At 40.1% G+C, this 24984-nt stretch carries 27 protein-coding genes, 1 pseudogene and 1 riboswitch; all 28 genes and pseudogenes read left to right on the top strand.

Annotated elements, in window-relative coordinates:
• Positions 1–196 precede the first annotated feature (196 nt).
• The 28 genes and pseudogenes from ACESPO_RS12640 to ACESPO_RS12505 all read left to right on the top strand — a co-directional run bounded on the left by ACESPO_RS12640 (position 197) and on the right by ACESPO_RS12505 (position 24764).
• Positions 197–607 (top strand): peptide deformylase, encoded by a 411-nt coding sequence (locus ACESPO_RS12640; RefSeq protein WP_117549972.1) that lies wholly within the window; start codon positions 197–199, stop codon positions 605–607.
• A gap of 30 nt (positions 608–637) precedes the next feature.
• Positions 638–910: a hypothetical protein gene (locus ACESPO_RS12635; protein ID WP_117549970.1), complete on the top strand. Its 273-nt coding sequence runs from the start codon at positions 638–640 to the stop codon at positions 908–910.
• 98 nt (positions 911–1008) lie between these two features.
• Complete coding sequence (locus ACESPO_RS12630) at positions 1009–1185, top strand: helix-turn-helix domain-containing protein (RefSeq protein ID WP_008977279.1); 177 nt, start codon at positions 1009–1011, stop codon at positions 1183–1185.
• Between the two features lie 100 nt (positions 1186–1285).
• On the top strand, positions 1286–2245 hold the full coding sequence (locus ACESPO_RS12625) for a helix-turn-helix domain-containing protein (protein ID WP_499788932.1): 960 nt from the start codon (positions 1286–1288) through the stop codon (positions 2243–2245).
• A gap of 1 nt (position 2246) precedes the next feature.
• Positions 2247–3638 carry a site-specific integrase gene (locus tag ACESPO_RS12620; RefSeq protein WP_499788931.1) on the top strand — a complete coding sequence of 464 codons (1392 nt, stop codon included), beginning with the start codon at positions 2247–2249 and terminating at the stop codon, positions 3636–3638.
• Between the two features lie 247 nt (positions 3639–3885).
• Positions 3886–5373, top strand: coding sequence for an AAA family ATPase (locus ACESPO_RS12615; protein WP_499788930.1), 1488 nt, complete (start codon positions 3886–3888; stop codon positions 5371–5373).
• Between the two features lie 21 nt (positions 5374–5394).
• On the top strand, positions 5395–6102 hold the full coding sequence (locus ACESPO_RS12610) for a hypothetical protein (protein ID WP_499788929.1): 708 nt from the start codon (positions 5395–5397) through the stop codon (positions 6100–6102).
• Positions 6103–6780: 678 nt separating this feature from the next.
• Positions 6781–7746 carry a ParB/RepB/Spo0J family partition protein gene (locus ACESPO_RS12605; RefSeq protein ID WP_117699144.1) on the top strand — a complete coding sequence of 322 codons (966 nt, stop codon included), beginning with the start codon at positions 6781–6783 and terminating at the stop codon, positions 7744–7746.
• Between the two features lie 14 nt (positions 7747–7760).
• Positions 7761–8546, top strand: coding sequence for a ParA family protein (locus ACESPO_RS12600; RefSeq protein WP_499788928.1), 786 nt, complete (start codon positions 7761–7763; stop codon positions 8544–8546).
• Complete coding sequence (locus ACESPO_RS12595) at positions 8536–9447, top strand: ParB/RepB/Spo0J family partition protein (protein WP_147611674.1); 912 nt, start codon at positions 8536–8538, stop codon at positions 9445–9447. Before ACESPO_RS12600 ends, ACESPO_RS12595 begins: the two co-directional genes overlap by 11 nt.
• Positions 9448–9525: 78 nt before the next feature.
• Entirely contained in the window at positions 9526–10524 is a 999-nt protein-coding gene (locus tag ACESPO_RS12590) for a replication initiator protein A (protein WP_499788927.1), read from the top strand.
• Between the two features lie 9 nt (positions 10525–10533).
• On the top strand, positions 10534–10830 hold the full coding sequence (locus tag ACESPO_RS12585; protein WP_015514766.1) for a hypothetical protein: 297 nt from the start codon (positions 10534–10536) through the stop codon (positions 10828–10830).
• Positions 10831–10843: 13 nt separating this feature from the next.
• Positions 10844–11242: a hypothetical protein gene (locus tag ACESPO_RS12580; RefSeq protein WP_015514767.1), complete on the top strand. Its 399-nt coding sequence runs from the start codon at positions 10844–10846 to the stop codon at positions 11240–11242.
• A gap of 279 nt (positions 11243–11521) precedes the next feature.
• A complete protein-coding gene (locus tag ACESPO_RS12575) occupies positions 11522–12124 on the top strand; it encodes a Type 1 glutamine amidotransferase-like domain-containing protein (protein ID WP_147611670.1) in 603 nt (200 codons plus the stop codon).
• Positions 12125–12178: 54 nt separating this feature from the next.
• Positions 12179–12697 (top strand): ClbS/DfsB family four-helix bundle protein, encoded by a 519-nt coding sequence (locus tag ACESPO_RS12570; protein ID WP_033126079.1) that lies wholly within the window; start codon positions 12179–12181, stop codon positions 12695–12697.
• A 133-nt stretch (positions 12698–12830) separates the two neighbouring features.
• Positions 12831–13184: a hypothetical protein gene (locus tag ACESPO_RS12565; protein ID WP_004844968.1), complete on the top strand. Its 354-nt coding sequence runs from the start codon at positions 12831–12833 to the stop codon at positions 13182–13184.
• A gap of 28 nt (positions 13185–13212) precedes the next feature.
• Positions 13213–13818: a TetR/AcrR family transcriptional regulator gene (locus ACESPO_RS12560; protein WP_144368280.1), complete on the top strand. Its 606-nt coding sequence runs from the start codon at positions 13213–13215 to the stop codon at positions 13816–13818.
• 74 nt (positions 13819–13892) lie between these two features.
• Positions 13893–14201 carry a helix-turn-helix domain-containing protein gene (locus ACESPO_RS12555; protein WP_004844969.1) on the top strand — a complete coding sequence of 103 codons (309 nt, stop codon included), beginning with the start codon at positions 13893–13895 and terminating at the stop codon, positions 14199–14201.
• Positions 14162–14437 (top strand): annotated as a pseudogene (locus tag ACESPO_RS12550) (sigma factor-like helix-turn-helix DNA-binding protein); the annotation flags it as partial. The gene ACESPO_RS12555 and the pseudogene ACESPO_RS12550, both read left to right, overlap by 40 nt.
• A 228-nt stretch (positions 14438–14665) precedes the next feature.
• Positions 14666–15289 carry a TetR/AcrR family transcriptional regulator gene (locus ACESPO_RS12545; protein WP_004611459.1) on the top strand — a complete coding sequence of 208 codons (624 nt, stop codon included), beginning with the start codon at positions 14666–14668 and terminating at the stop codon, positions 15287–15289.
• A 110-nt stretch (positions 15290–15399) separates the two neighbouring features.
• Complete coding sequence (locus tag ACESPO_RS12540; RefSeq protein WP_303151454.1) at positions 15400–17172, top strand: ABC transporter ATP-binding protein; 1773 nt, start codon at positions 15400–15402, stop codon at positions 17170–17172.
• Between the two features lies 1 nt (position 17173).
• A complete protein-coding gene (locus tag ACESPO_RS12535; RefSeq protein WP_499788925.1) occupies positions 17174–18907 on the top strand; it encodes an ABC transporter ATP-binding protein in 1734 nt (577 codons plus the stop codon).
• A gap of 19 nt (positions 18908–18926) precedes the next feature.
• Positions 18927–19733 (top strand): class I SAM-dependent methyltransferase, encoded by an 807-nt coding sequence (locus ACESPO_RS12530; RefSeq protein WP_004844975.1) that lies wholly within the window; start codon positions 18927–18929, stop codon positions 19731–19733.
• 472 nt (positions 19734–20205) lie between these two features.
• Positions 20206–20320: riboswitch (FMN riboswitch) on the top strand.
• A 276-nt stretch (positions 20321–20596) separates the two neighbouring features.
• Positions 20597–21724, top strand: coding sequence for a bifunctional diaminohydroxyphosphoribosylaminopyrimidine deaminase/5-amino-6-(5-phosphoribosylamino)uracil reductase RibD (gene ribD, locus ACESPO_RS12525; RefSeq protein ID WP_009243651.1), 1128 nt, complete (start codon positions 20597–20599; stop codon positions 21722–21724).
• A complete protein-coding gene (gene ribE / locus ACESPO_RS12520) occupies positions 21706–22359 on the top strand; it encodes a riboflavin synthase (protein ID WP_147611886.1) in 654 nt (217 codons plus the stop codon). Before ribD ends, ribE begins: the two co-directional genes overlap by 19 nt.
• Positions 22360–22377: 18 nt before the next feature.
• Positions 22378–23595 carry a bifunctional 3,4-dihydroxy-2-butanone-4-phosphate synthase/GTP cyclohydrolase II gene (locus ACESPO_RS12515; protein WP_055230843.1) on the top strand — a complete coding sequence of 406 codons (1218 nt, stop codon included), beginning with the start codon at positions 22378–22380 and terminating at the stop codon, positions 23593–23595.
• 29 nt (positions 23596–23624) lie between these two features.
• A complete protein-coding gene (gene ribH / locus ACESPO_RS12510) occupies positions 23625–24098 on the top strand; it encodes a 6,7-dimethyl-8-ribityllumazine synthase (protein WP_004844980.1) in 474 nt (157 codons plus the stop codon).
• A gap of 18 nt (positions 24099–24116) precedes the next feature.
• Positions 24117–24764 carry an HAD family hydrolase gene (locus tag ACESPO_RS12505; RefSeq protein WP_015541475.1) on the top strand — a complete coding sequence of 216 codons (648 nt, stop codon included), beginning with the start codon at positions 24117–24119 and terminating at the stop codon, positions 24762–24764.
• The last annotated feature ends 220 nt before the right edge of the window (positions 24765–24984 follow it).

Here is a 24984-nt window from a genome sequence, read left to right as displayed (position 1 = left end):
CCGTAAGGATAACGGAGGCAGAAATGCCATAACGTTAAACACGGGTGGATCTTGCTCTTGAAAGATTAACCCTCTCATATAACGAAAGGCTCAGGGCAGAAAAAACAGGGTGAGATAGAAAAAAAGTAAAAAAACTGCTATACTACCATTCAGGAACAATTAAAAAAGCGACTTTTAGAATAGAGGTATGAAGAAAATGGTAAAACCAATTATGAAAGATATATTTTTCCTGGGACAAAAATCTGAGCCGGCAACAAAAGCGGATCTTCAAGTAGGAAGAGATTTAATGGATACGTTAGCTGCGAACCGTGAGGGATGTGTTGGAATGGCAGCGAATATGATCGGTGTGAAAAAACGTGTTATTATTGTAAATATGGGATTTGTAGATGTGGTAATGTTTAATCCTGTATTGGTAAGAAAAGAATCGCCTTATGAAACCGAAGAAGGATGCTTATCTCTTACGGGAGTGCGTAAGACAACGAGATATCAGACGATAGAAGTTGAATATTTGGATATGAATTGGAAGAAACAGAATTTGAAACTTGACGGTTGGACCGCACAGATTTGTCAGCATGAGCTGGATCATTTGGAAGGCATACTGATTTAAGCAGAGAGAAATTTACAGGAGTGATACTTTATGGGATCGGAAAGAACAGATGAATTATATAAGGTTTTACTCGGCAAAGGATATCCGAAAGAACTCTGTGCAGAAATAGCCTATAAGAATCTGAATACAGATTATACAGCTACCAGAATGTTGGGATACTTGTATCGTTACACAGAGCCTAGACTGGAAGATGTGATAGATGAAATGATTGCAATCCTAAGTGACCGGGAAGAAATCATAAAGAAAAAAGAAATGGAGCAGGCGCAGGCTGTTATAAATGAGATTTATAGGAATGGATTATAAATTTTTTATTAGTCACCCTGTAAAAATCCTCTTTTTCCTTTCGTTATATAGAAGGATCTTTTTCCTTCCTATATGAAAGAAGAAAGAGGGTTTTTTATATGTCAGAAAAAAGATGTTATACCGTAAAAGAGATTCAGGAAATTTTAGATGTAAGCCGCCCGACGGTCTATGCATTATTAAAGAAAAAAGAATTCCGATGGATCCAGTTGGATGGAGGAAAGTACAGAATTTCAAAAAAGAGTTTTGATGACTGGCTTGATAATCAGCCGGAGTAAAAAATCTGGGATGTTGATTGAGAGAAAAAGTCGCAATCGACATCCTAATTTTTTATTTGAAAATGATGTATGATGCAGAAAAGAAAGGAGAGTCAATCAGATGAATCAAGTTGTTATAGAAGAAACTTCGTTTGAAGAAGTGCTTTCAGAAATAGAGGAAAACGGTAAATACAAACGACTTCCTCCAAAGGAAAAAACCTGGATGACAGTTCCGGAGATGGGAAATCTTTTGGGACTAAAGAAGACAGGCAGATACTGGCTTGTTCAGAAAAATTATTTTGAATGCAGAGAAATCGCAGGACAAATGAGAGTGAATATTGCCAGCTTTGAAAAGTGGTACGCAAACCAGGTGAAGTATCAGAAAGTGAATGGAGAAGAACCGGGAAAAAATCTGAAAAAATGGTCTTATTCCATATCAGAAGTTGCCAAAATGTTGGGGGTTAGTGAAACTACGGTTTATGATCTGATTAAACGTGACGGTATAAAAACAGTTACTGTTGATTACTGGATCAGGATTCCGAAAAAATCTTTTCAGGAATGGTATGAGAAGCAATCAAAATATCGCATACAGAAAGATAGGGAAAAAGACAAGGAGATGGAAGGAGCAACAATTACCATGCCGGAAATGGCAAGGCTTCTGGGAGTTACAAGAGGTCAGGTATATGAGATTTTGAAAAATTCCAAGTACAGTCATTTTTTTGAAACGGTTGTGATCGCAGAAAAGAAAAGGATTACAAAAGAGAGCTTTCAGAAATTTATAGAAGGACAGGATCATTATAAATTGGATCCGGCCAACGATTATGAAGAGTTGTCAATGGAACAAAATTTTAGCCTGGCAAATTACAGACGAAAGAAATTAGCAAAAACCGGAGATCGTAGTAAGAATGGAAATCTGGGTTATCTGACATTTGATGAAGCAGCGTTTCTTGCAAAGGTCAGTAGAGGGATGATTTACAGATGGATAGATGATGGGAAATTTTCGGCAGTGAAGATTGGAAACATAGCCAGAGTAAAAAGAGATGAATTTGAAGCTTGGTTGGAAGAAAGGAAAGGGAATTAACATGGCATCGATCAGAGAAAGAAACGGAAAATTTAATGTGATTTATAACTATAAGGATGACTCCGGCAAACGGAGACAGAAGTGGGAAACATATGATACAAAAGCAGAAGCAAAGAAGCGGAAAAGAGAAATCGAATATAAACAGGAAATGGGTTCGCTTGTTGTGAGAAAGTGCAATACATTGTCAGATCTGCTCACGGAATACGTTTCCCTGTATGGAAAAGAAAAATGGGCATTATCCACTTATGAAGGGAATGTAGGTCTGATCAGAAACTATATTGAGCCTATGATTGGATTGGTGAAACTTTCGGAGATCAATACTCGTTTTATGGAAAGATATTATCAGGGATTGCTACAGACAAAAGCAGTTGGAAATCCGGCGAAGGGGAATAAGAAAAATGAATATGTTTCTGCAAGTACCGTCAGAGAAATCCACAAATTACTTCGCAATTGTTTTGAGCAGGCAATCAAATGGGAGATGATAGAAAAAAATCCGTGTACCTATGCAACGGTGCCGAAACATAAATCACAGAAACGAGAAATCTGGACAGCAGAAACCTTGATGTATGCAATGGATGTGTGTGAAGATGAACGGTTGAAGCTGGCAATCAATCTGTCATTTTCCTGTTCCCTACGATTAGGGGAATTACTTGGTTTGACCTGGGACTGTGTAGATATTTCTCCGGAAGCAATCGAAGAAAATCGTGCATACGTTTATATCAATAAAGAAACACAACGGGTAACAAAGGAAACTCTGAAAAATCTGGAAGGAAAAGATGTGTTGCTGGTTTTCCCTTCACAGCATAAATCTAATACAACGGTTCAGATTTTGAAAACACCAAAGACAGAGAGCAGTATCCGTAAAGTATTTCTTCCAAAGAGTGTTGCAAATATGCTGGTTGAATGGAAATCGGAGCAGGACGAAGTAAAAGAAGTCTTAGGAGAGGAATATATAGATTATAATCTGGTGATGGCAACAACCTTTGGAAATCCTATTGGCACCGGAGCAATCAGGGGTCAATTAAATAAACTGATCGAAGAACATAACCTTCCGCCGGTTGTCTTTCACAGTTTGAGGCATAGCAGTGTGACATATAAATTAAAACTGAATGGCGGAGACATCAAAGCGGTTCAAGGGGATTCCGGTCATTCACAAGTGGATATGGTAACAGATGTATATTCCCATATTATTGATGAGGATAGAAGACGAAACGCAGAATTATTCGAGGAAGCCTTCTATGAAAAGAAAAATCTGGATCCAAAGATGCGGAAGGAAACAGCATCCCAGACAGTAGATGTACCGGATGATGTAGATGCAGAGCTGCTTGCAAAAGTATTGGCAAATCCGGAAATGAAAGCATTGCTGGCTTCGTTGGCAAAGGCGATGAGATAAAAGAAACAAAATTTAGTTGTTATAAATTTTGTTTCAGCTATATATAGAATAGAAGTAATAGATAATGTGATATAGGGAAAGATAAAGGAAATAGAATAAAATTAATTAAGTTACATATAATTTGGTGAAAAGGTGTTTGGTGTTATTATTACTACTGGACAAAATGTCGGTTTTAATATAAAATATAATTGCTTGACAAATTTGATTTTGTGTGGTAATAGACATTTTGTCTACTTTGGAGGTTATTATGGAGATGAAAGGAACGACTCGAATTATAAGAACAGAGATACAACATTTTAAAAATGTTGACTATGGCGAAATAAAATATATGAATTATAGAAGCGTTGAAAAAAATGCTTGTCTTGATGGAAATGATCTTGTGGGAATTTATGGTCAAAATGGTTCCGGAAAGACCGCCATGATAGAAGCCTTTGATATCCTTAAAACAATTCTTTCAGGTGAAGAAATTAGTTATACTGAGTTTGAAGGATTGATTGGCGAAGGGAATAAAACCAACATGATTACTACATTTTTTATCGAGAATGGTAATCAAAAATATAAAGTTGAATACAGTTTTAAATTAAATAAATGTACAAAAGATCAAAAAATACAGATTGTAAAGGAAACGTTAGTGTATTGGCGAAGAGGTGCATCCTGGAAAACTAAGAGAAGCTTATCATTTGAAAATCCTTTTTATGATTCAGAATTTATTTTAGAAGATACGGCTTCGGGCTTTGAGTCTGATTATATGAAATATTATAAAAACATTTCATTTTTGAATCATTCTCAAAAATTAGCTGTTTTGTGCGCTCAAAAGAATATTTCAATTTTATTTAATGATATAGCAATTAAAAATTTGATACAAATTTCAGAAGAAGAAGAAGAAGCAATGATTTTGCTAAATATTTTAAATGGCTTATCTGATTTTGGGAAATTTTTCTTTCAAGTTGTAAAAGTAAATCAATTAGCGGATATAAATAATAATATGGTATTACCGGTTAATGTTCATAGCGAAACAGGAAATTATATTATGCAAGGTTGCTTACCTATGTTTGTGAATGGTCATGCAAATATTCCTGAGAGTATGTATAATCAACTTATTCTTGCTACTGATGCTATAAATATTGCGTTAAAGTCCATTATTCCAAATTTACAGTTGGAGATTATAAAAAAGAACGAGGAAGTAGATGAAAAAGGAATTAAGTTTGTTCAAATTGATGTGTATTCCATTAGAAATGGGAAAAAATTTCTTACGAAATATGAATCAGAAGGAATTAAGAGGATTATATCATTATTAAATTATCTTATTGCATACTATAATTCAGAACAAATATGTTTGGTTGTGGATGAACTTGATTCAGGGATATTTGAATATCTTCTAGGAGAACTATTAGGAGTTTTAAAGGATGATGCCAAAGGGCAATTAATTTTCACTTCTCATAATCTTCGTATATTAGAAAAACTTGATAGTAATAACATAATTTGTACAACAACTAATTCCCAAAATCGATATATTCGACTACAAGGAATAGAGAAGAACAATAATAAGCGTGATTTCTATATTCGTGCAGTTGTTCTAGGTGGTCAAAAAGAAGTTCTTTATGATGATACGGATTTGCAATCTATTGAGTATGCATTTAGAAAAGCTAGAAAACAAGGAAATGACGTAGAAATTGCTTTGTCTCCAGAGTTTGAAGAATTGCTTGAGAATTACAGTTCTGAGAATTTACAGTAATACTTTTGGAGGTGAATATTCATGGCGAAAGATAGTAAACCAACTAAAAAAACAGTTTTTTTTATCGTAGAAGGGAATACAGATAAGAGTGCATTGGAAAATATTTTTCGAAAAATATACAAACATAGAAATATAAAGTTTGAATTTACAAATGGTGATGTGACTAGCAATAACGAAGTGACGGTAGACAATGTCAAAACTATAATATCTGATATTATAAAACCATATATGAAACAGGATAAATTAAAAAAATCTGATGTATGGCAAATTGTACAGATTTTTGATGTGGATGGAGCATATGTTCCTGAATCTGCAGTGCTTGATGGTGATTCAAGAAAATTTGAGTATACGACATCGACTATTTCATGTAACAATAAAGAGAGTGTTTTAATTAGAAATAATCATAAAAAAGAAGTGATGAAGTTCTTGTTGGAACAAGATGAGATTAATGGGATTCCATATCGTTGTTTTTTTATGTCTTCAAATTTGGACCATGCATTATATGGAAAACAAAATTTAAGTGAAGAAGACAAGAAAAAATACGCTTATTCTTTTTACAGAATGTTTGAGGGAAAGGAGAAACTTTTCTTAGAGTATTTAAAAAGAGATGTTGTGAATGGAGTTCCTGATAGTTATCCAGCTTCTTGGAAATATATTCAAGAGGACTTACATTCTTTGGAACGTCATTCAAATTTACATATTTATTTTATTGAAAATCCTATTTTATAGTAGTCAAAACACCGTAGACAACCAGTCTAAAGTACGGTATTATATGTATAGAAATCAATTCAATTTCATATTGTTTATCATTCTCGAATGCTTGAATGATGGTAGCCATATTTTTCATAATGGTGGTGACACGAAGGTATCCCCCCAAGTGTTAGCTGATGCAAATAATCTGCTAATAAACAGGTCTTATCTAAGGCATATATGTGGGGTACAGGAATTGACTTGATTTGACTCGGAAGTAGAAAAAACCCTTGACTTTAAAGGGCTTATAATAATAGTTCTTGTCCGGAATTGACACCACCTACTCGCTCTCCTAAGCGAGGGGTCGGAGGTTCAAATCCTCTTGGCGACGGGCTTCAAAGCGTTCGAAAATGTTAGCTGGATTAGCTGACAACGAACGCTTTTGTTATTTTCAAATCACGTTCGTGACACAAAATTCCATTCAAAATGATCAATTTCCAGCTAACGCAATCCGATTTTTGTTAGCTGACAGCTAATCAAAATCACCGGTTTGCAAACATGGTTTTTCAAGAGTCCAGCTAACATTTGGGTTCCGCTCTGTTGTCACCCCTTATTTGGGGATGTAAATCAGAGAAAAGGCAGGAAAAGAAACAATCTCTCCGAAACCTGCAAACATAAATTAGCTGAAACAGTATTCAATTCTATTAGCTACAGCTAATAGTCAAACGGCAATGTCTGTTTGGAACTTTTCTTACAACAAAAGTTCCAGGCAGGCATTTTTTATTTCCTGAATCCTGGAGGAAAGGAGTCAAGATGACTGATGCAAACAGACAATCAGGAGAAAAAGAAGAAAGAATCATAGAAATTGAGATTGAACGTCTCCGCCCTTTTAAGGAGCATCCGTTTCAGGTGAAAGATGATAAGGAAATGTTTCTTCTGCAGGAAAGCATTGAGAAATATGGAATCTTAAATCCGCTGATCGTCAGACCGGTACCGGATGGCTACTATGAAATCATATCCGGTCACAGAAGAAAACATGCTGCAGAGAAACTTGGATACCGTAAAGTACCGGTGATCATCCGGGTATTAAGTGAAGATGATTCCATCTTAAGCATGGTGGATTCGAATCTTCATAGAGAACGGATCAGCTACAGTGAAAAGGCTTTTGCTTACAAATTAAAGAATGACGTATTGAAAAGAAAAAGTGGTCGAAAAAAGAGCCAAGTTGACCACAAAAAAACAAGAAAACGTTCGATAGATATTATCAGTGAGGATTGTGGTGATAGCCCAAAACAAGTGCAGCGTTATATATCACTGACAAAGCTTATACCGGAAATGTTGCAGAAACTGGATGATGAGATTATTTCTTTTTGTCCGGCAGTAGAGATTGCTGCATTGAAAGAAAATGAACAAAGAGAACTGCTTAAAGCAATGGATTATGCACAGGCGATTCCGTCACTCTCACAGGCTCAGCGGATAAAGCAGCTGAGTAAAGAAAAACAGTTATCGTTAGAAAAGATGGAAGAAATCATGAGTGAAGTTAAAAAAGGTGAGATCACCAGAGTAGCATTTACCAATGAGCAACTACACAAGTATTTTCCAAATTCTTATACACCGGCAATGATGAAACGGGAAATACTGGCACTGCTAAAATTATGGAAAAAAGAATCATGGGAAAGTTAAAGGAGGAAGAAATCATGTGTAAAGTTATATCCGTAGTAAACCAGAAAGGTGGAGTCGGCAAGACCACCACAACTGTAAATGTAGGTATTGGACTGGCAAGAGAAGGCAAGAAAGTGTTGCTAATCGATGCGGATCCACAGGGAAGTTTAACTGCAAGTCTCGGATATGAGGAACCGGATGATCTTCGAATCACACTGGCAACGATCATGATGGATGTCATCAACGAAGAAGAAATCAATCTGGAAGATGGTATCTTACATCACCAGGAAAATGTAGATCTACTTCCGGCAAATATTGAGCTTTCTGCATTGGAAGTAACGATGGGAAATGTTATGAGCAGAGAAATGATCATGAAGGAATATATCGATGCGATAAGATCACGATACGATTATATCCTGATCGACTGTATGCCGAGCCTTGGTATGATGACGATCAATGCACTGGTCTCTTCTGATTCTGTTCTGATACCTGTGCAGGCCGCATATCTGCCTGTTAAAGGACTTCAACAGTTGATCAAGACCATTCTTACAGTAAAGAAAAGACTGAACCGGAAACTGGCGATTGAGGGCATTCTCCTGACTATGGTAGATTTCAGAACCAATTACGCAAGGGACATTGCATCGAGAGTACATACAACCTACGGAAGCCAGATTGAAGTATTTGAAAATGTGATCCCGATGTCCGTAAAAGCTGCTGAGACCAGTGCAGAGGGAAAAAGTATCTACATGCACTGTCCGAAAGGAAAGGTTGCCGAAGCATATATGAACTTAACACAGGGGGTTTTGAAGAATGAAAAATAGAAGTGGTGAAAAGATTAAGCTGGCAAGTATTGACGAACTGCTCGGAGTAGTAAATGAAGAATCTGCAATGGAGATAGAGATCAGTAAGATCCATCCGTTTAAGAATCATCCGTTCAAGGTGCTGGATGATGAAAAGATGCAGGATCTGGTAGAAAGTGTAAAGATCAATGGAGTGCTGACACCGGTACTGCTTCGCATGGATGAAAATGAAGAATATGAAATGGTGTCCGGTCACAGAAGAATGCATGCAGCACAGCTTGCAGGACTGACGACTATTCCGGCTATCGTAAGAGAATTATCAGATGATGATGCCATTGTAGCTATGGTGGACGCTAACATTCAGCGAGAAGAACTGTTGCCGAGTGAGAAAGCTTTTGCTTATAAGATGAAACTAGAGGCAATGAAAAGACAAGCAGGAAGGCCAAAAAGTAATTCTGGCCAAAATGACCAGAATTTAATAGGAACAGTATCTAGGGATGTATTAGCGGAGCAAGTCGGAGAAAGTTCTAAACAGATTCAGCGTTACATTCGCCTGACAGAATTGATTCCAGAACTTCTTGATCTGGTAGATAACAAAAAGCTTCAATTCACGGTTGCTGTCGATATCTCCTACATCGATAAGGAAGTACAGGGATGGATCTACGAATATATCAGCGACACCGGATTTATTAAACCCAAGCAGATTGCAGCACTCAGAAATCAGCTGAATGATGGACCAATCAATCAGATCCAGATGTTATCAATTTTCAATAACTGTGTGATGGCAAAGAAAGTATCTCGGTCTCTTACTTTCTCAGAAAAGAAACTGACAAAGTACTTTCCGGATGATTATACAGCCAAAGATATGGAGCAGGTGATTGAATCATTATTAGAAAAATGGATGCAGGAACAGACCTGTTAAAGATAGAAAAAGCTAAGAAAACAAAGTCAAAGAAGTTTAAAAAGAGGACTTCTTAGCAGAAAATGAAAGGAGGAAATTATGGAGAAAAAAATGACATTTAATTATTTTTACGGTATCGAAGCTGATCAGTTCAGCTTCTACCGCATACCAAAAGTATTATTTACAGACAGTTATTTTAAAGATTTATCGAGCGATGCTAAAATTTTATATGGACTGATGTTGGATCGAATGTCTCTTTCCATCAAGAATCAGTGGTTTGACGACAAAAACAGAGCATATATCTACTTTTCCATCGAAGATATCATGGAATTACTGAACTGTGGCAGAAATAAAGCCATTAAATCCATGAGAGAACTGGATGACGAAACAGGAATTGGTCTGATTGAGAAACGCAGACAGGGATTTGGAAAGGTGAACGTTATCTACGTGAAAACCTTTATGCCTGAGAAAACAGATGAGAAAAAATTTGGAGAGGAATTAAAGAAGTTTAAAAAACAAACTTCTGTGGAAAATGAGGAATCTACAGAAGTTTACAATTCAAACTTCATGAAGTCCCAAAATCAAACTTCTAGAAGTCCCGAAAACAAACTTCAAGAAGTTTACATTTCAAACCCTAATAATACTAATCTTAGTGATACTGAAATGAATGATAATAAATCTAATCATATCATATCTGTGGATGAGAAAAGATTTGATAGCGATAATCACTCTGAGGATTATCAGGCTTATGAAAACCTTGTCAAGGAGACCATTGATTATGAATCACTGGAAATAACCCATCATGACGATATGCGACAGGTAGATGAAGTCGTGAACCTGATCGTAGAAACTGTGATGTGTAAAAATGACAAGATCTTGATTGCCAGCAACTGGTATCCGGCATCTCTGGTGAAGAAAAAATTTCTGATGCTGACCTATTCACATATCGAGTATGTCTTACACTGTATGCGTGGTAACACCACAAAGGTGAAGAACATCAAGAAATATTTATTAGCAGCCCTGTTTAATGCACCGTCTACGATGAATGGGTATTATCAGGCAGAAGTGAACCATGATATGCCAGGACTGGTAAGATAGGAGGTGCACATGTTTATTTTAAAACTTGCTGGGAAGATATTATTACTGCCGGTATGGCTGATACTTTTTGTGATCGGCCTGGCAGTGAAGATGACAGTACAGACTTATGCGGTTGTCAGAGGAATCCTTGGATTTATATTCACTTTGTTGATTATAGCGACTGCATACTGTTACCATGATTGGGTACAGGTTGCATTCCTGTTTTCGCTGAGTGTAATTCTGTATCTGATCCTGTTTGCAGGAGTGTTTGTAGACACTGTACTGGATATGACAAGAGAAAGTATTATTGATTTTATTTTATCGTGAGGAGGATATGAAAATGAGCGAAAACAATGATTTTATTCAGTTACCACCGATCAAAAAAGACACACCTTCCGAAGTGGTCTCAATGATCTGGCAATATTTGAAATTACCCGAGGAATCCAGAAAAAGGGTGAAAGCAGAGCTGATTAATGTACATGAGAACTGTGGGAAAGAAGATTTTCAGATTCCTAATCTCTATGACATCGTTCCAAAAGAGGAAATCGCAGAATTTGAGGACATCATGCGTAAGATCATAACAGGAATTATTTCTGAGGCCAGTGGTATAGCCACCTGGGTGTATGTGCAGAAATATGAGAAACACAAAACTCTGGATGAAATGCTGCAAGAATGGCAGGGTGCAGGCCAGTTTATTATTGTCATGGATACCTGGTTCGAAAAATTGATGGCGGAATAACATGATTCTGTGATAGAATGAAGAAAATGATTTGATGTGAAAATCGGAATTTGAAGGAGTGCACATGATGAAAAGAAACAAAATAACAGCATTATTATATTTTATAACGTCTTTGCTTTTCTACGTTAGTGCTATATTAAATTTTACTAGTGATGTTGGGATGGGTGTTATATATCTATGTCTAGGTTCAACCTCTTTGTGTTTTGGTGCTACATGGTTGAATAAAAATAAAAAAGATGATGATAACAAATAAATCGGTATTTATAAAGGAGAATATTGATGAAACTATTTTTATGTTCGCACTTTTCAAGTGTAGGAAGTCTGATAAAAGAAGAAATTGAAAATAAGAAAGTCGCATTTATTCCAACAGCTTCGTTGCGTGAAGGCTACACCGGTTATGTCGGCTCGGCTCGAAAATTATTCAAAAAGTTGGGAGCAATCGTAACTGAAATTGATATTTCAACGGAGGCTTATTCAACGATACAGTCTGTTTTTGAAGATGCAGATGTGATATATTTTACCGGCGGAAATTCTTTCTTTCTTATGGACCAACTCCGTAAAACAAGAACTGATGGGTTGCTGAAAAAGGAATTGTTAAATGGAAAATTGATGATCGGCGAGTCGGCAGGCGCAATTATATGCGCTCCAAGCATCCAATATATCGAGCAAATGGATGAAAAGCCGGAGGACTACTCACAAGAAGATGATGCAGGGCTTGATTTGATTGATTTCTATGTTCTTCCGCATTATCTTACAGCACCATTTAAGAAAGTTACCGAGAAAATAATGACTGAGTTTTCGGATTTGAATCTATGCCCTATTAACAACCATCAGGGAATTGTAATTGATGGTGAAGGTTCAAAGGTTATTTGCAAAGACTAATTTGAAAAATCCTTTTTTTGAAACTGGAAAATCGGAAGCTGAGGAGATAGACTATTGAGAACATATGAGAATAAAGACGAGCTTAAAAACGAGATAAATAAAAGCTTTGCAAAGTATATTTCAGAATTTAATGATATTCCGGAGCATTTAAAAGATAAGAGAATTGATGAGGTCGATCGAACTCCGGCAGAAAATCTTGCTTATCAGGTTGGCTGGACAACTCTTGTTATTAAATGGGAATCAGACGAAAGAAAGGGTATTCCTGTCAAAACTCCTTCGGATAATTTTAAGTGGAATCAGCTTGGCGAATTATATCAATGGTTCACAGATACATATGCTCAGCTGTCACTGCAAGAATTGAAAGACAGATTGAATGAGAATATCAACTCTATTTATGCAATGATTGATTCTCTGAGTGATGAAGAATTATTTAAACCACATATGAGAAAATGGGCTGACGAAGCAACTAAAACAGCTGTCTGGGAAGTATACAAATTCATACATGTTAATACAGTTGCTCCGTTCGGAACCTTTAGAACCAAGATTAGAAAATGGAAAAAGATTGCACTATAACTTTCAGTTTGTAGAATTAAGAAAATCGAAACTTACACAATTCTTGAACTCAACACAAACTGCCTTCAGTGTTGTTCCGTTACTCGTTCTTTGCTGGTATCATAGAACCATCAAATGAAGGAGGCAACAAGCCATGAATACAGATAAAATCTATGCAGAACAACTCGCAAACGAATATGCACCCAAGGACACCTCCAAGGTGGTCGCTCTTCGCAAGCTGGATGCAAAAGCCAAGCTTCCCGCAAACGTTTTTACCTACACCTTCGGTATTATCACAGCGTTGGTAGCCGGTGTCGGGATGTGCCTTTCCATGAAGGTTATCGGCAACGGTAGTACTGCTATGTTTGTTCTCGGCGTGATTGTCGGCATTATCGGGCTGCTGGGTATGGGCGTTAATTACCCCATCTACAAAAAATTGCTGGCTCAGGGCAAGCAGAAATACGCTTTTGAAATCATGGAACTGGCAAAAGAAATCAGTGAGAAGTAAACAAAAACACGAAAGAAGGTGGGAATGATTGAATAGATCAGAAAGCAGATATTTTGCTACTGCAGCCAGAATGGACGAAGCCTTTCTGACACTTCTGGCAAAAAAAGATTTTGAGTATATTACAGTCAAAGAAATCTGTGAAGTAGCAGAGGTCAATCGTTCCACCTTCTATCTTCACTATGAAACGATGTCAGACTTGCTCTCGGAGAGTGTCAGTCGTATGAACGAGCAATTTCTTGCTTGCATGGAGAAAGATTCAGATGCCTTTTCTGCAAAGCTGCGGAATTGCCCGAGAGATGAATTATATCTAATTACGCCGGATTATTTAACACCTTACCTCTGCTACATTAAAAACAACAAGCGACTGTTCCGCACAGCAACAGAAAATGCGGCGGTGTTGGGGATGGATAAAAGCTATGATAAGATGTTCCGTTATGTGTTTACGCCAATTCTCGACCGCTACGGAGTACTACCACAGGATCGACCTTATATCATGGCCTTTTATATTCGGGGCTTGATGGCGATTATCTCAGAATGGCTCAAGAACGACTGTACCGATTCCATTACATATGTTACAGGTGTGATTCAGCAGTGTGTAAAAATGCCACAAAGCGAAACAATGAACGCTGTTTGATAACTTCAAGTTTGTTGAATTAAAAATCAGAAGAAAGTCCTTACAAACGGTATCCAACACAAAAGAGGACCTGGATGACAGTGCCGGAAATGGGAAAGCTGCTGGGATTAAAAAAGACAGATCGATACTGGCTGGTGCATAAAAATGTTTTTGAATCAAAAGAGATTGCCGGAAAGATACGAATCAATATTGCCAGCTTTGAAAAATGGTACGCCAATCAGATTAAATATCATAAAGTTACCGGAGAAGAATCAGGGAAAGAATTAAAATCCTGGTCCTATTCCGTTAAGGAAGTCGCAGATCTGCTGGGGGTTGATGATTATCTTGTTTATGAATTACTCAAGAAAAATCAAATAGAACAGGTACATATCTGGATACCGTAGCAGCATCCACAGATCAGGCAGAACTGAAAACAGTACAGGACTTTCTGGATCGTATTGAGAATCAGGAATTGTATCATGTGCTGATCACCGTGGACAGGCTTACCCTTCAGATCGTTCTGATGAAGATCCAGGGGTATAGCACTCATGAAATAGCCAGGTATCTGAAGATTACCGAAAAGGCGGTTTACAGGCATATGGACAGGCTGAAAGAAAAAGTGAAGAAGATCTTCGAGTAGTTCATGATAATCACAAAGCAGGGTGTGAGAACAAACTCCACCCTGCTTATCATTTATTAGAAAAAATGAAACTTTTGTCAAAACCAGTATTTGAAAATTTTATCAGTAATAAAGTGCAGAATGCTGTTTGGATTGCTATTTTTATGCAACTATTTCTTGTTGCTCTTGACAAAATAATTTTTAGAGATTAAAATTATAACAGTGTTATATATCACTGTTATATAGGAGGTGTGCAAAATAAACGGAAATGGAACGACTTTAGAAAATATCCACCGGGCAGCGAAAGCAGAATTTTTAGAAAAAGGATATAAAGACGCTTCCCTGCGGAATATTGTGAAATCCGTGGGAATGACTACCGGAGCCTTTTACGGATATTATAAAAGTAAAGAAGAACTTTTTGAAGCCATCGTTGGTGAGCATTACGAATATATTCTCAAACGTTTTATAAAGGCACAGCAGGAGTTTGCCGAACTACCAGCTGCCCAGCAGCCGGAAGTCATGAGTGACATTTCGGGGCTTTGTATGTACGATATGCTCCATTATGCGTACGAACATTTAGAGGAATGTAAACTGATCCTCTGCTGTTCGGAAGGAACAAAATTTGCCGGGCTAATTGATGAAATGGTGGAGATTGAAGTGGAAGGGACTCATGCCTATCAGGAGGTTTTAAGGAAGCTTGGAAGGCCCTCTCCGCATATCGATCCTTCGCTGGAGCATATTCTGATCACCGGAATGTTTCATACCTTTTTTGAATTGATCATCCACGAAATGCCGCTCAAAGATGCCGAAAACTACGTCAGAGAAATGCGCGCCTTTTATACAGCGGGATGGATGAAAATTATGGGGCAGTAATGCCTTATAATTTTTGCTTGGTAGTTAGCTAAAACTAATCTAAATTCGGATATTGTAAGAACATAGACGTGTTCTCTTTATCATAAACACAAAGAAAAGGAGGAATTTTTTTGAAAAAGCAATCCAATTTATCACGCCTGCTGGAAATTGCAGGTAGCCATAAGTACCTGACCTATGCTTCCTGGGTGCTTTCTGCAATCAGTGCCCTGATCGCTCTGGTACCCTTCTATTACATCTGGAAAATGATCAAGGAAGTATTGGAGGTGGCACCGAATTTTGGCCAGGCACAGAACCTGACCGGTAATGGCTGGATGGCAGTATTGTTTGCGGTTATAGCGGTGCTTGTCTACATAGCAGGGCTGATGTGTTCCCATTTGGGAGCATTTCGTATTGCCACAAACCTGCGTATCCAGACCATGGAGCATATTGTTAAGTTGCCTCTTGGGTTTGCCGAGAGTTTTGGCAGCGGAAAACTGCGCAAGATTGTCAACGAATCCAGCGCAGCCACCGAAACCTATCTCGCCCATCAGCTTCCCGACAGAGCCAATGCCATTGCAACCCCCTGCGGTCTTTTGGTGCTGTTGTTCGTGTTTGACTGGAGACTGGGACTATTGAGTCTTGTTCCGGTTGTGCTGGGGTTTCTGATCATGATGGCAATGACCGGAAAGCAGATGCAGGAAAAGATGAAAGAATACCAGAATGCGCTGGATGATATGTCCAATGAAGCGGTAGAGTATGTCCGTGGGATTCCGGTGGTAAAAACCTTTGGCCAGACGATCTTTTCCTTTAAGAAGTTTAAAGACTCCATTGACCGGTATAAAGTATGGGTGATTGCTTATACCAGGCAGCTTCGGACACCGATGATGTTCTATACAGCTGCGATCAACGGCGTTTTTGCCACACTGATCGCCGGAGGACTGTTGCTTACGCAAGACGGTGTGACTTCCGGTTTCTTACTGGATCTTATTTTCTATATCATCATTACACCGGTTATTTCTGTCACACTGACACGCATTATGTTCCAAAGTGAAAACGCCATGATTGTAGACGACGCTTTACAGAGAATTGACAGCGTTTTGCATTTGAAGCCTCTGGAGGAAACGAAACATTCAAAGCATCCTCAAAACGCTTCCGTGGAGCTGAAATCGGTTCATTTCAGCTATGATGGAGAAAAAGAAGTATTAAAAGATATTTCACTGACCATTCCTGCAGGACAGACGGTAGCTTTTGTAGGTCCATCCGGCGGTGGAAAAACAACCCTTGCCAACCTGATTTCCCGATTCTTTGATCCCCAGAGCGGAATGGTAAAAATCGGTGGTGTTAATGTGAAAGACATCCCGAAAGAGGAACTCATGAACACGGTGTCTTTCGTATTTCAGAACAGCCGTCTGATCAAGGCATCCATTCTGGAAAATGTGCGTATGGGAAAACCGGAAGCTACCCGTGAGGAAGTTCTGACTGCCCTTCATCACGCGCAATGCGATGATATTCTGGAAAAACTCCCACAGGGTGTGGATACGGTCATCGGTACAAAGGGTGTCTATCTTTCCGGCGGCGAGCAGCAACGAATTGCCATTGCCCGTGTGATGCTGAAAAATGCTCCGATTATCATTCTAGATGAAGCCACTGCCTTTGCTGACCCGGATAACGAAAGCCGCGTACAGGCTGCTTTCTCAAGACTTTCCGAGGGTAAGACCGTGATTATGATTGCCCACAGGCTTTCTACCGTAACAAATGTGGATCAGATTTTTGTCATTTGCGACGGACGGGTTGCCGAGTGCGGAAACAGTCGCGAATTGCTTGCAAAAGACGGTATATTCAGCCGTATGTGGAAAAATTACCAGACTTCCGTGCAATGGAAGGTAACAAAGGAGGTGCAGTGATATGATCAAAAAACTGCAGAAAAAATATGCCCTGTCTGAACAGGGAGCAAAAGACCTGATCAAAGGCTGCCTGGCCTGTGTCCTTCAGAATCTGTCTTTTATGTTTCCGGTGGGACTTTTATATTACCTGGTCAGCGATCTGATGAACGGGGGTGTTCCCGGTGGGAAAATTCCATTTTATGTGGCAGGCTGCGTGGTGTGTATCGGCTTGATTCTGCTGACCACTTTCTTTCAATACAATGCGACCTATTTTGCCACTTACAAAGAAAGCGGTATCCGCCGCATTACCCTGGCAGAGCATCTGCGCAAAATCCCCCTTTCCTTTTTCGGGAAAAAGGATTTAGCCGATCTTACCAGTACCATTATGGCGGATTGCACCTTCCTGGAGCAGAGTTTTTCGCATTTTATCCCTGAGCTTGCGGGTTCGATCATTTCTACAGTTCTGATTTCCATTGGTCTGCTCTTTACGGACTGGAGAATGGCACTGGCTGCCTTATGGGTTCTGCCGGTTGCCTTTGCGATTGTGGGATTTTCCGCAAAGATTCAGGAAAATCTGAATCAGAAAGCCATGGATGTAAAGATGGCCTGCGCAGACGGGATACAGGAGTGCATTGAAACGGTTCGTGACCTGAAAGCGAACAATGCGGAACAGGCATATTTAAAAGGTCTGGAAAAGAAGATCCGTGCCGTGGAGCATCGTTCCATCCTCAATGAATTCGGCCTTGCTGTTTTTGTGGTTTCCGCATCGCTGGTGCTGAAGCTTGGTATTGCAACGGTTGCGCTGGTGGGAGCTGTTTTGCTCATGCAAGGAAGCCTCTCCGTGCTTACATTCTTTATGTTCCTTCTGGTAGTATCCCGTTTATATGACCCTCTGCAGGGCGCACTCCAGAATCTTGCGGCAGTCATCAGTACACGAACCAATATTGCCCGTATGAATGAAATTCTCGATCATCCGATCCAGCAGGGCAGCGACAGGCTTTCCAATCAGGGGTATGATATTGTCTTTGACCATGTTGGGTTTGCCTACAATACCGGAGAAACCGTATTGAAAGATGTTTCCTTTACGGCAAAACAGGGAGAGGTTACGGCTTTGGTCGGCCCATCTGGCGGCGGAAAAACAACTGTATCCCGGCTGGCAGCAAGGTTCTGGGATATTAACAGAGGAAAGATTACCGTGGGAGGCATGGATGTATCCCGAATTGACCCGGAAACACTGCTTTCTCTGTATTCCATCGTATTCCAGGATGTTACACTGTTTGACAATACGATTCTGGAAAATATCCGAATCGGAAACAAAGACGCCACAGATGAACAAGTCATTGCTGCTGCGAAACTTGCCAATGTGGATGAATTTGCGGAAAAACTGCCGGATGGATGGCATACCAATATCGGGGAAAATGGCTGTGAACTTTCCGGCGGAGAGCGCCAGCGTATCTCTATTGCCCGTGCATTTCTGAAAAATGCGCCGATCATTCTTTTAGATGAAGCTACTGCTTCCCTGGATGTGGAGAATGAAACTCTGGTACAGACAGCCCTTTCCCGTCTGATCGCAGATAAAACGGTTCTGGTCATCGCCCACAGGATGCGTACCGTAGCAGGAGCAGATAAAATTGTTGTCCTTTCTGATGGCACCGTGGCAGAAGAAGGATCACCAAAGGATCTGGAAGAAAAGAATGGTGTATATGCCCATATGGTAAAACTGCAGACAGAAAGCCAGAATTGGAAACTTGCATAAAGAAAAAGGAGGGCTGGTTATGCAAACATTAGGCGTTGTGGAGGATACCCTGTTTGTCCCTATGCTGGGCAGAATCTATGCCAGTGAGCATTACCCGCAAATTTTATATGATAAAAAAGCATTGGAATTGAAAAAGAAGCTACCTTCAGACTTGATTAAACAGAATATGCAGAGCCAGTATACCCTTTTGGCCTCTGCTTCCCGGTCTGCTAATATGGATCGGATTATTCGGACTTTTCTGGAACGCAGACCGGACGGTGTGATTGTCCAGTTGGGCTGTGGTCTGGAGACAACCTATCACCGATGTGATAACGGAAAGACACACTGGTATGCCATGGATCTGCCTCATGTAATCGAATACCGGCGGGGACTTCTTCCCGAACCAGAGAGGGAATTATATATTTCCGGGGATGCCTTTGCAAAGGATTGGATCAAAAAAGTTCGCAATGATGTACTTGATGCTCCTATTCTCGTTACTGCAGGCGGGTTATTTCATTATTTTGAGGAACATAAGGTCATTGCCCTTCTGCGTATGATTGGGCAATTTGGAAATATGGAAGTTGTTTTTGATACGGTGAACAAAAGAGGAATGACCATGATGAAGAAAAAATATATGAAACAGGTCGGCCATGCCGATGCACAAATGTTCTTTTATGTGGATTCAGCGGAAGAACTGGCAGCAAAGATCGGGGGTAATGTGAAGGTGATTGCGGAGGAACCATACTATCGTTACATCCCTAAAAATGGCTTAAAGCTATCCACAAAGGTCAGTATGACAGTTTCTGATCAATTCAAGATGGTAAAGATGATACATCTAAAACTATAGTGGATATACAATATCAGAGAGATAGAACTTTATCATTTTTTCGGACGCACTGATGAAACACCATCAAAAGCCGCCTTCTATCACCAGCGTGCAAAATTAAAAGATAATGCACTATGGGAACTTTTGCAAATCTTTAACCAGAAGCTTCAACCAACTCTATACAGAAACCGTTATCGTTTGGTTGCTTGTGACGGTTCTGTTGCTGATGAAGTTGATCCGGAACTTCTGGCAAAAGTATTGGCTAATCCAGAGATGTGGGCATTGCTCAATTCACTGGCGAAAACGATGAAGTAATGAAAAATAGTGAAAAAATAGTGTGATTTTAGTGAAAAAACAATTCATAAAACGATATAATATATGGATAAAATGAGGATATTTATTGTGTATATGGATATTCTATCTCCATCAGTAAACTAAGTAAAATAAAAATTCTGCTTTACAAATAACAGATAAAGTATTAAAATAAACAAAAAGATATCTTCAGGGCAGGGTGAGATTCCCTACCGGCGGTAAAGCCCGCGAGCCGAGAGGCATGATCCGGTGAGATTCCGGGGCCGACAGTACAGTCTGGATGGAAGAAGATGATAGTACAGTTGATTTTTTGTATGAATGAATGTAGTATCAGAGCTCTGAGATGGTGATCCATTTCAGAGCTTTTTATATAGGAAAATCAGACATTCATTTATCAATCATATGTAACAGATCAATTCCACCCTGCAGATATTTCTGCAGGCTTTTTTTGTATCTGGTACATCGTTTTCGAAATAACTATACCATTCACTTGTCTGTGAATCCGATTGCACATGTTTAAAAGCCTCGGCGTAGCCCAGGCAAAGAACAGGAATAAGAAAGAAGGAATAGAAATGACGGATCAGGAATATATGCTTCGGGCTATTCAACTGGCCAAAAAAGGAGAAGGCTGGACGAATCCCAATCCTATGGTAGGGGCAGTGATCGTAAAAGACGGAAAGATCATCGGGGAAGGCTATCATAAAAAGTATGGAGAACTTCACGCGGAACGTAATGCAATTGCTTCTCTTACAGAATCAGCAGAAGGTGCGGTGATTTATGTCACGTTGGAGCCTTGCTGTCATCATGGTAAAACACCTCCATGTACGGAAGCGATCATTGAACAGAAGATCAGAAAAGTGGTGATCGGTTCCAGAGATCCGAATCCGAAAGTGGCAGGAAAAGGTGTACAGATGTTAAGGGAAGCCGGTGTAACAGTAGTTGAAGATTTTATGAGAGAAGAATGTGATCAGCTGAACCCGGTGTTTTTCCATTATATTACTACGAAGACTCCTTATGTGGTAATGAAGTATGCCATGACACTGGATGGGAAGATCGCAACGAAAACAGGAGCATCAAAATGGATCACCGGAGAATCTGCACGAAAAGAAGTACAGCATATGCGGCATCAGTACATGGGAATCATGGCTGGTATTGGAACTGTGCTTGCAGATGATCCGATGTTAAACGTCCGGGTAGAAGGCTGGAAAAGTCCTGTCAGGATTGTGTGTGACAGTAAGCTCAGGATCCCGCCGGGCAGTCAGATTGTAAAAAGTGCGGAAAAGTACCGGACGATCGTGGCTTATGCAGAACAGAAAAATGCAAAAGAGAAAATAAAAATATTACATACCATGGGAGTTGAAACCATTTACTGTCCCGACGAAAAGAATCAGATAGACCTTAAGAAGCTGATGGCAGATCTTGGAAACAGAGGCATTGACAGCATCCTCCTGGAGGGAGGAGGTACGTTAAATGACAGTGCACTGCGAGCTGGAATTGTAAAGGAAGTACAGGCTTTTGTGGCACCAAAGCTGTTTGGCGGTGTGGCTGGGAAGACACCGGTAGAGGGTATTGGAGTTGAACTGCCGTCTGAAGCAGTGGAACTGAAATATACAGATATCTGCCAGATCGGTGAGGATATCCGGATAAAATGTCAGGTGTGTGATAAAAAACAGGAGGAATCATGTTTACAGGAATCGTAGAAGAGAAAGGAAAAGTCCGTTATATACAGCTGACAGGGGAATCAGGGATCCTGGCAGTGAAAGCCCGGAAAGTCCTGGAAGGGACAAGGATCGGTGACAGTATCGCTGTGAATGGTGTGTGTCTGACAGTTACGTCGATTCAGCCGGACGGATTTACTGCCGATGTGATGGCAGAGACGATCAGAAGAAGCAGTCTTGGCAGCTGCAAGGCCGGAAGCCAGGTAAACCTGGAACGTGCAATGGCTGCAGACGGCAGGTTCGGGGGACACATAGTAAGCGGCCATATTGATGGGACTGGCGTGATACGTTCCATGCTCCGGGAAGAAAATGCCATCTGGGTATCAATTGAGACATCGCCACAGATTTTGCATCTGATTGTGGAAAAAGGATCCGTCTGTATTGATGGGATCAGCCTGACAGTTGCAAGGGTTGATGAAGCTGGTTTTCAGGTGTCGGTCATTCCACATACAGGAGAAGAAACCACTCTTTTGGAAAAGGTGCCGGGGGATCTGGTTAATCTGGAAAATGATGTGATCGGAAAATACGTAGAAAAACTGCTTGGCATCAGAAAAAACGAAGAAGAGAAAAAAGAATCCGGAATTATGATGGAGTTTCTTGAAGAATTCGGGTTTTAGAACAGGAGGATATACACTATGTCACAAAATTATCAGTACAACACAATTGAAGAAGCACTTAGGGATCTTAAGGAAGGAAAAATAGTTCTGGTCACAGATGATCCGGACAGAGAAAATGAGGGAGATCTGATATGTGCGGCAGAGTTTGCGACCAGAGAAAATATTAATTTCATGGCGACCTATGCAAAGGGTCTTATCTGTACACCGATGAGTGCAGAAATTGCGGCGAGATTGAACTTTCCGCCGATGGTTGCGGAGAATACGGACAATCACAGTACAGCATTTACCGTGGCAGTAGATCACGCAGATACAACCACAGGTATCTCTGCGGAAGAGCGCTCCTATACTATCATGAAGTGTGTGGATGATCAGTCAAAACCGGAGGATTTCAGAAGACCGGGACATGTGTTTCCGCTTATTTCCAGAAAAGGCGGGGTTTTGGTACGAAATGGCCATACAGAGGCAACAACAGATCTTATGAGACTTGCCGGACTGAAAGAATGCGGCGTGTGCTGTGAAGTTATGAAAGAAGATGGAACTATGATGCGTACATCACAGCTATGGGAAATGGCAAAAGAGCATAACCTTACATTTATTACGATCCGTGATCTGCAGGATTATATAAGAATACATGAAAAGCATGTAAAGGAGGAAGCCGTTGCAAACCTCCCAACGCAGTACGGTGATTTTAAAATGTATGGTTATATCAATGATATTACAGGAGAGCATCATCTGGCACTGGTAAAAGGTGATCTGGGAGATGGTGAGGATGTGCTTTGCCGGGTACATTCGGAGTGTCTGACAGGGGATGCATTCGGATCGCTCAGATGTGACTGTGGCCTGCAGCTGCAGACAGCGATGCGCCAGGTAGAAGCAGAAGGCCGAGGAATCATTCTGTATATGAGACAAGAAGGCCGAGGAATCGGACTGATCAATAAGATCAAAGCATATGCGCTTCAGGAGCAGGGATACGATACTGTGGAGGCTAATGTGAAGTTAGGGTTTGCACCGGATCTCAGAGAGTACTGGGTCGGGGCACAGATACTGTCAGACCTTGGTGTGAAATCATTAAGATTACTGACAAATAATCCGGATAAAGTCTATGGACTTGGCGAATTCGGACTGAAGATCAATGAGAGAGTACCTCTGGAGATTCCGGCACAAAAGTATGACCGGAAGTATATGAAGACGAAGCAGGAAAAGATGGGTCATATTTTTAAAGAAATAAATTTATAAAAAACAGCAAATATCAGGAGGAAGAAAAAATGAGACAGATCAATTTAGTAGAAGGAAAAGTAGTAGCACCGGAGGGAATGAAGGTTGGTATCGTGGCAGCGAGATTCAATGAAATTATTGTGAATAAATTATTGGGAGGGGCAGTCGACGGACTGGTAAGACATGGAGTAGAAGAAGAGAACATTACTGCAGCATGGGTACCGGGAGCATTTGAGATTCCGATTACAGCACAGAAGATGGCACAGTCAGGAAAATATGATGCAATTATCTGCGTTGGAGCTGTCATCCGTGGAGATACTTCACATTATGATCTGGTGTGTAATGAATCTGCCAAGGGAATCGCACAGGTTGAACTTGCAACAGGAATCCCGGTTTTATTCGGAGTGATCACGACTGAAAATATCGAGCAGGCTATTGCGCGTGCAGGAAGCAAAGCGGGAAATAAAGGCTATGATTGTGCATTATCTGCGATTGAGATGGTCAATCTGATGAAGCAGCTCTAAAAGACAGGAAAATAAATGATGACAAAAACGATCATATTCGATTATGATGGAACGATCCATCATACCCTTGGAATCTATGAACCGGCATTTCGTGAAACCTATCAGTGGCTGACAGAACAGAAGGTTACCGAAGAACGGGAGATAGGCTCGGTGGAAATTGCCGGCTGGCTGGGACTTAACAGTAAGGAGATGTGGAATACATTTTTGCCGGAACTGGATCAGAGCTATAAAGAGCAGGCAAGCAGGATGGTAGGAGATCTGATGGTAAGACAGATCAGGAAACATAAGGCAGTGTGGTATCCGGGAGCAGAGGAGATGCTAACAGCTTTGAAGAACCGGGGATATCACCTTGTGATCTTAAGTAACTGTAAAGCTTCATATCGTGAGGCACACTGGAAGGAATTTGGGATGGAACGATGGTTTGATCGTTTTTATGACTGTGAATCATACAGATTCCGTCCAAAGACAGAAATTGTGCAGGAAATCATCCGGGAATATAGTGGCCCTTATCTGGTAGTCGGAGACAGGAGACAGGATCTGGAATGTGCCAGGTCCTGCAAAAGCCCTTTTATAGGATGCCTGTATGGATATGGTGAGAAAGGGGAACTGAATGGGGCTGATTATTATGCAGAACATATAGAGGATATACTGCAGATGGTGATATGATTTTTGCAATATAAAAATCTGAAGGAAAAAAGTTAAAAATAAGTACTTCTGTAAAATAAAAGGATATAGAAGGGGCTGTGAAATAACACTCTCTACGGAAAAAGAGGACTTTTCGTTCAAAATGAACGAAAGGTCCTCTTTTATGTGTGCGCCTTGCGGCGCACGTCGCTAATGGATGAAAGTTCCTAATCCGCCCTAGTAGTGGGAAGGATACAGCCAA

It is taken from the genome of Coprococcus sp. HPP0074, from assembly GCF_964238105.1.
GTDB classification, from domain to species: Bacteria; Bacillota; Clostridia; order Lachnospirales; family Lachnospiraceae; genus Faecalimonas; species Faecalimonas umbilicata.
This window is presented reverse-complemented; position numbering and strand designations above follow the sequence as displayed.

Bases quoted from the DNA above. Each gene is read 5' to 3' on its own strand.
- ACESPO_RS12640 (WP_117549972.1), top strand. From the start codon at position 197: ATGGTAAAACCAATTATGAAAGATATATTTTTCCTGGGACAAAAATCT.
- ACESPO_RS12635 (WP_117549970.1), top strand. From the start codon at position 638: ATGGGATCGGAAAGAACAGATGAATTATATAAGGTTTTACTCGGCAAA.
- ACESPO_RS12630 (WP_008977279.1), top strand. From the start codon at position 1,009: ATGTCAGAAAAAAGATGTTATACCGTAAAAGAGATTCAGGAAATTTTA.
- ACESPO_RS12625 (WP_499788932.1), top strand. From the start codon at position 1,286: ATGAATCAAGTTGTTATAGAAGAAACTTCGTTTGAAGAAGTGCTTTCA.
- ACESPO_RS12620 (WP_499788931.1), top strand. From the start codon at position 2,247: ATGGCATCGATCAGAGAAAGAAACGGAAAATTTAATGTGATTTATAAC.
- ACESPO_RS12615 (WP_499788930.1), top strand. From the start codon at position 3,886: ATGGAGATGAAAGGAACGACTCGAATTATAAGAACAGAGATACAACAT.
- ACESPO_RS12610 (WP_499788929.1), top strand. From the start codon at position 5,395: ATGGCGAAAGATAGTAAACCAACTAAAAAAACAGTTTTTTTTATCGTA.
- ACESPO_RS12600 (WP_499788928.1), top strand. From the start codon at position 7,761: ATGTGTAAAGTTATATCCGTAGTAAACCAGAAAGGTGGAGTCGGCAAG.
- ACESPO_RS12595 (WP_147611674.1), top strand. From the start codon at position 8,536: ATGAAAAATAGAAGTGGTGAAAAGATTAAGCTGGCAAGTATTGACGAA.
- ACESPO_RS12590 (WP_499788927.1), top strand. From the start codon at position 9,526: ATGGAGAAAAAAATGACATTTAATTATTTTTACGGTATCGAAGCTGAT.
- ACESPO_RS12585 (WP_015514766.1), top strand. From the start codon at position 10,534: ATGTTTATTTTAAAACTTGCTGGGAAGATATTATTACTGCCGGTATGG.
- ACESPO_RS12580 (WP_015514767.1), top strand. From the start codon at position 10,844: ATGAGCGAAAACAATGATTTTATTCAGTTACCACCGATCAAAAAAGAC.
- ACESPO_RS12575 (WP_147611670.1), top strand. From the start codon at position 11,522: ATGAAACTATTTTTATGTTCGCACTTTTCAAGTGTAGGAAGTCTGATA.
- ACESPO_RS12565 (WP_004844968.1), top strand. From the start codon at position 12,831: ATGAATACAGATAAAATCTATGCAGAACAACTCGCAAACGAATATGCA.
- ACESPO_RS12555 (WP_004844969.1), top strand. From the start codon at position 13,893: ATGACAGTGCCGGAAATGGGAAAGCTGCTGGGATTAAAAAAGACAGAT.
- ACESPO_RS12535 (WP_499788925.1), top strand. From the start codon at position 17,174: ATGATCAAAAAACTGCAGAAAAAATATGCCCTGTCTGAACAGGGAGCA.
- ACESPO_RS12530 (WP_004844975.1), top strand. From the start codon at position 18,927: ATGCAAACATTAGGCGTTGTGGAGGATACCCTGTTTGTCCCTATGCTG.
- ribD (WP_009243651.1), top strand. From the start codon at position 20,597: ATGACGGATCAGGAATATATGCTTCGGGCTATTCAACTGGCCAAAAAA.
- ribE (WP_147611886.1), top strand. From the start codon at position 21,706: ATGTTTACAGGAATCGTAGAAGAGAAAGGAAAAGTCCGTTATATACAG.
- ACESPO_RS12515 (WP_055230843.1), top strand. From the start codon at position 22,378: ATGTCACAAAATTATCAGTACAACACAATTGAAGAAGCACTTAGGGAT.
- ribH (WP_004844980.1), top strand. From the start codon at position 23,625: ATGAGACAGATCAATTTAGTAGAAGGAAAAGTAGTAGCACCGGAGGGA.
- ACESPO_RS12505 (WP_015541475.1), top strand. From the start codon at position 24,117: ATGACAAAAACGATCATATTCGATTATGATGGAACGATCCATCATACC.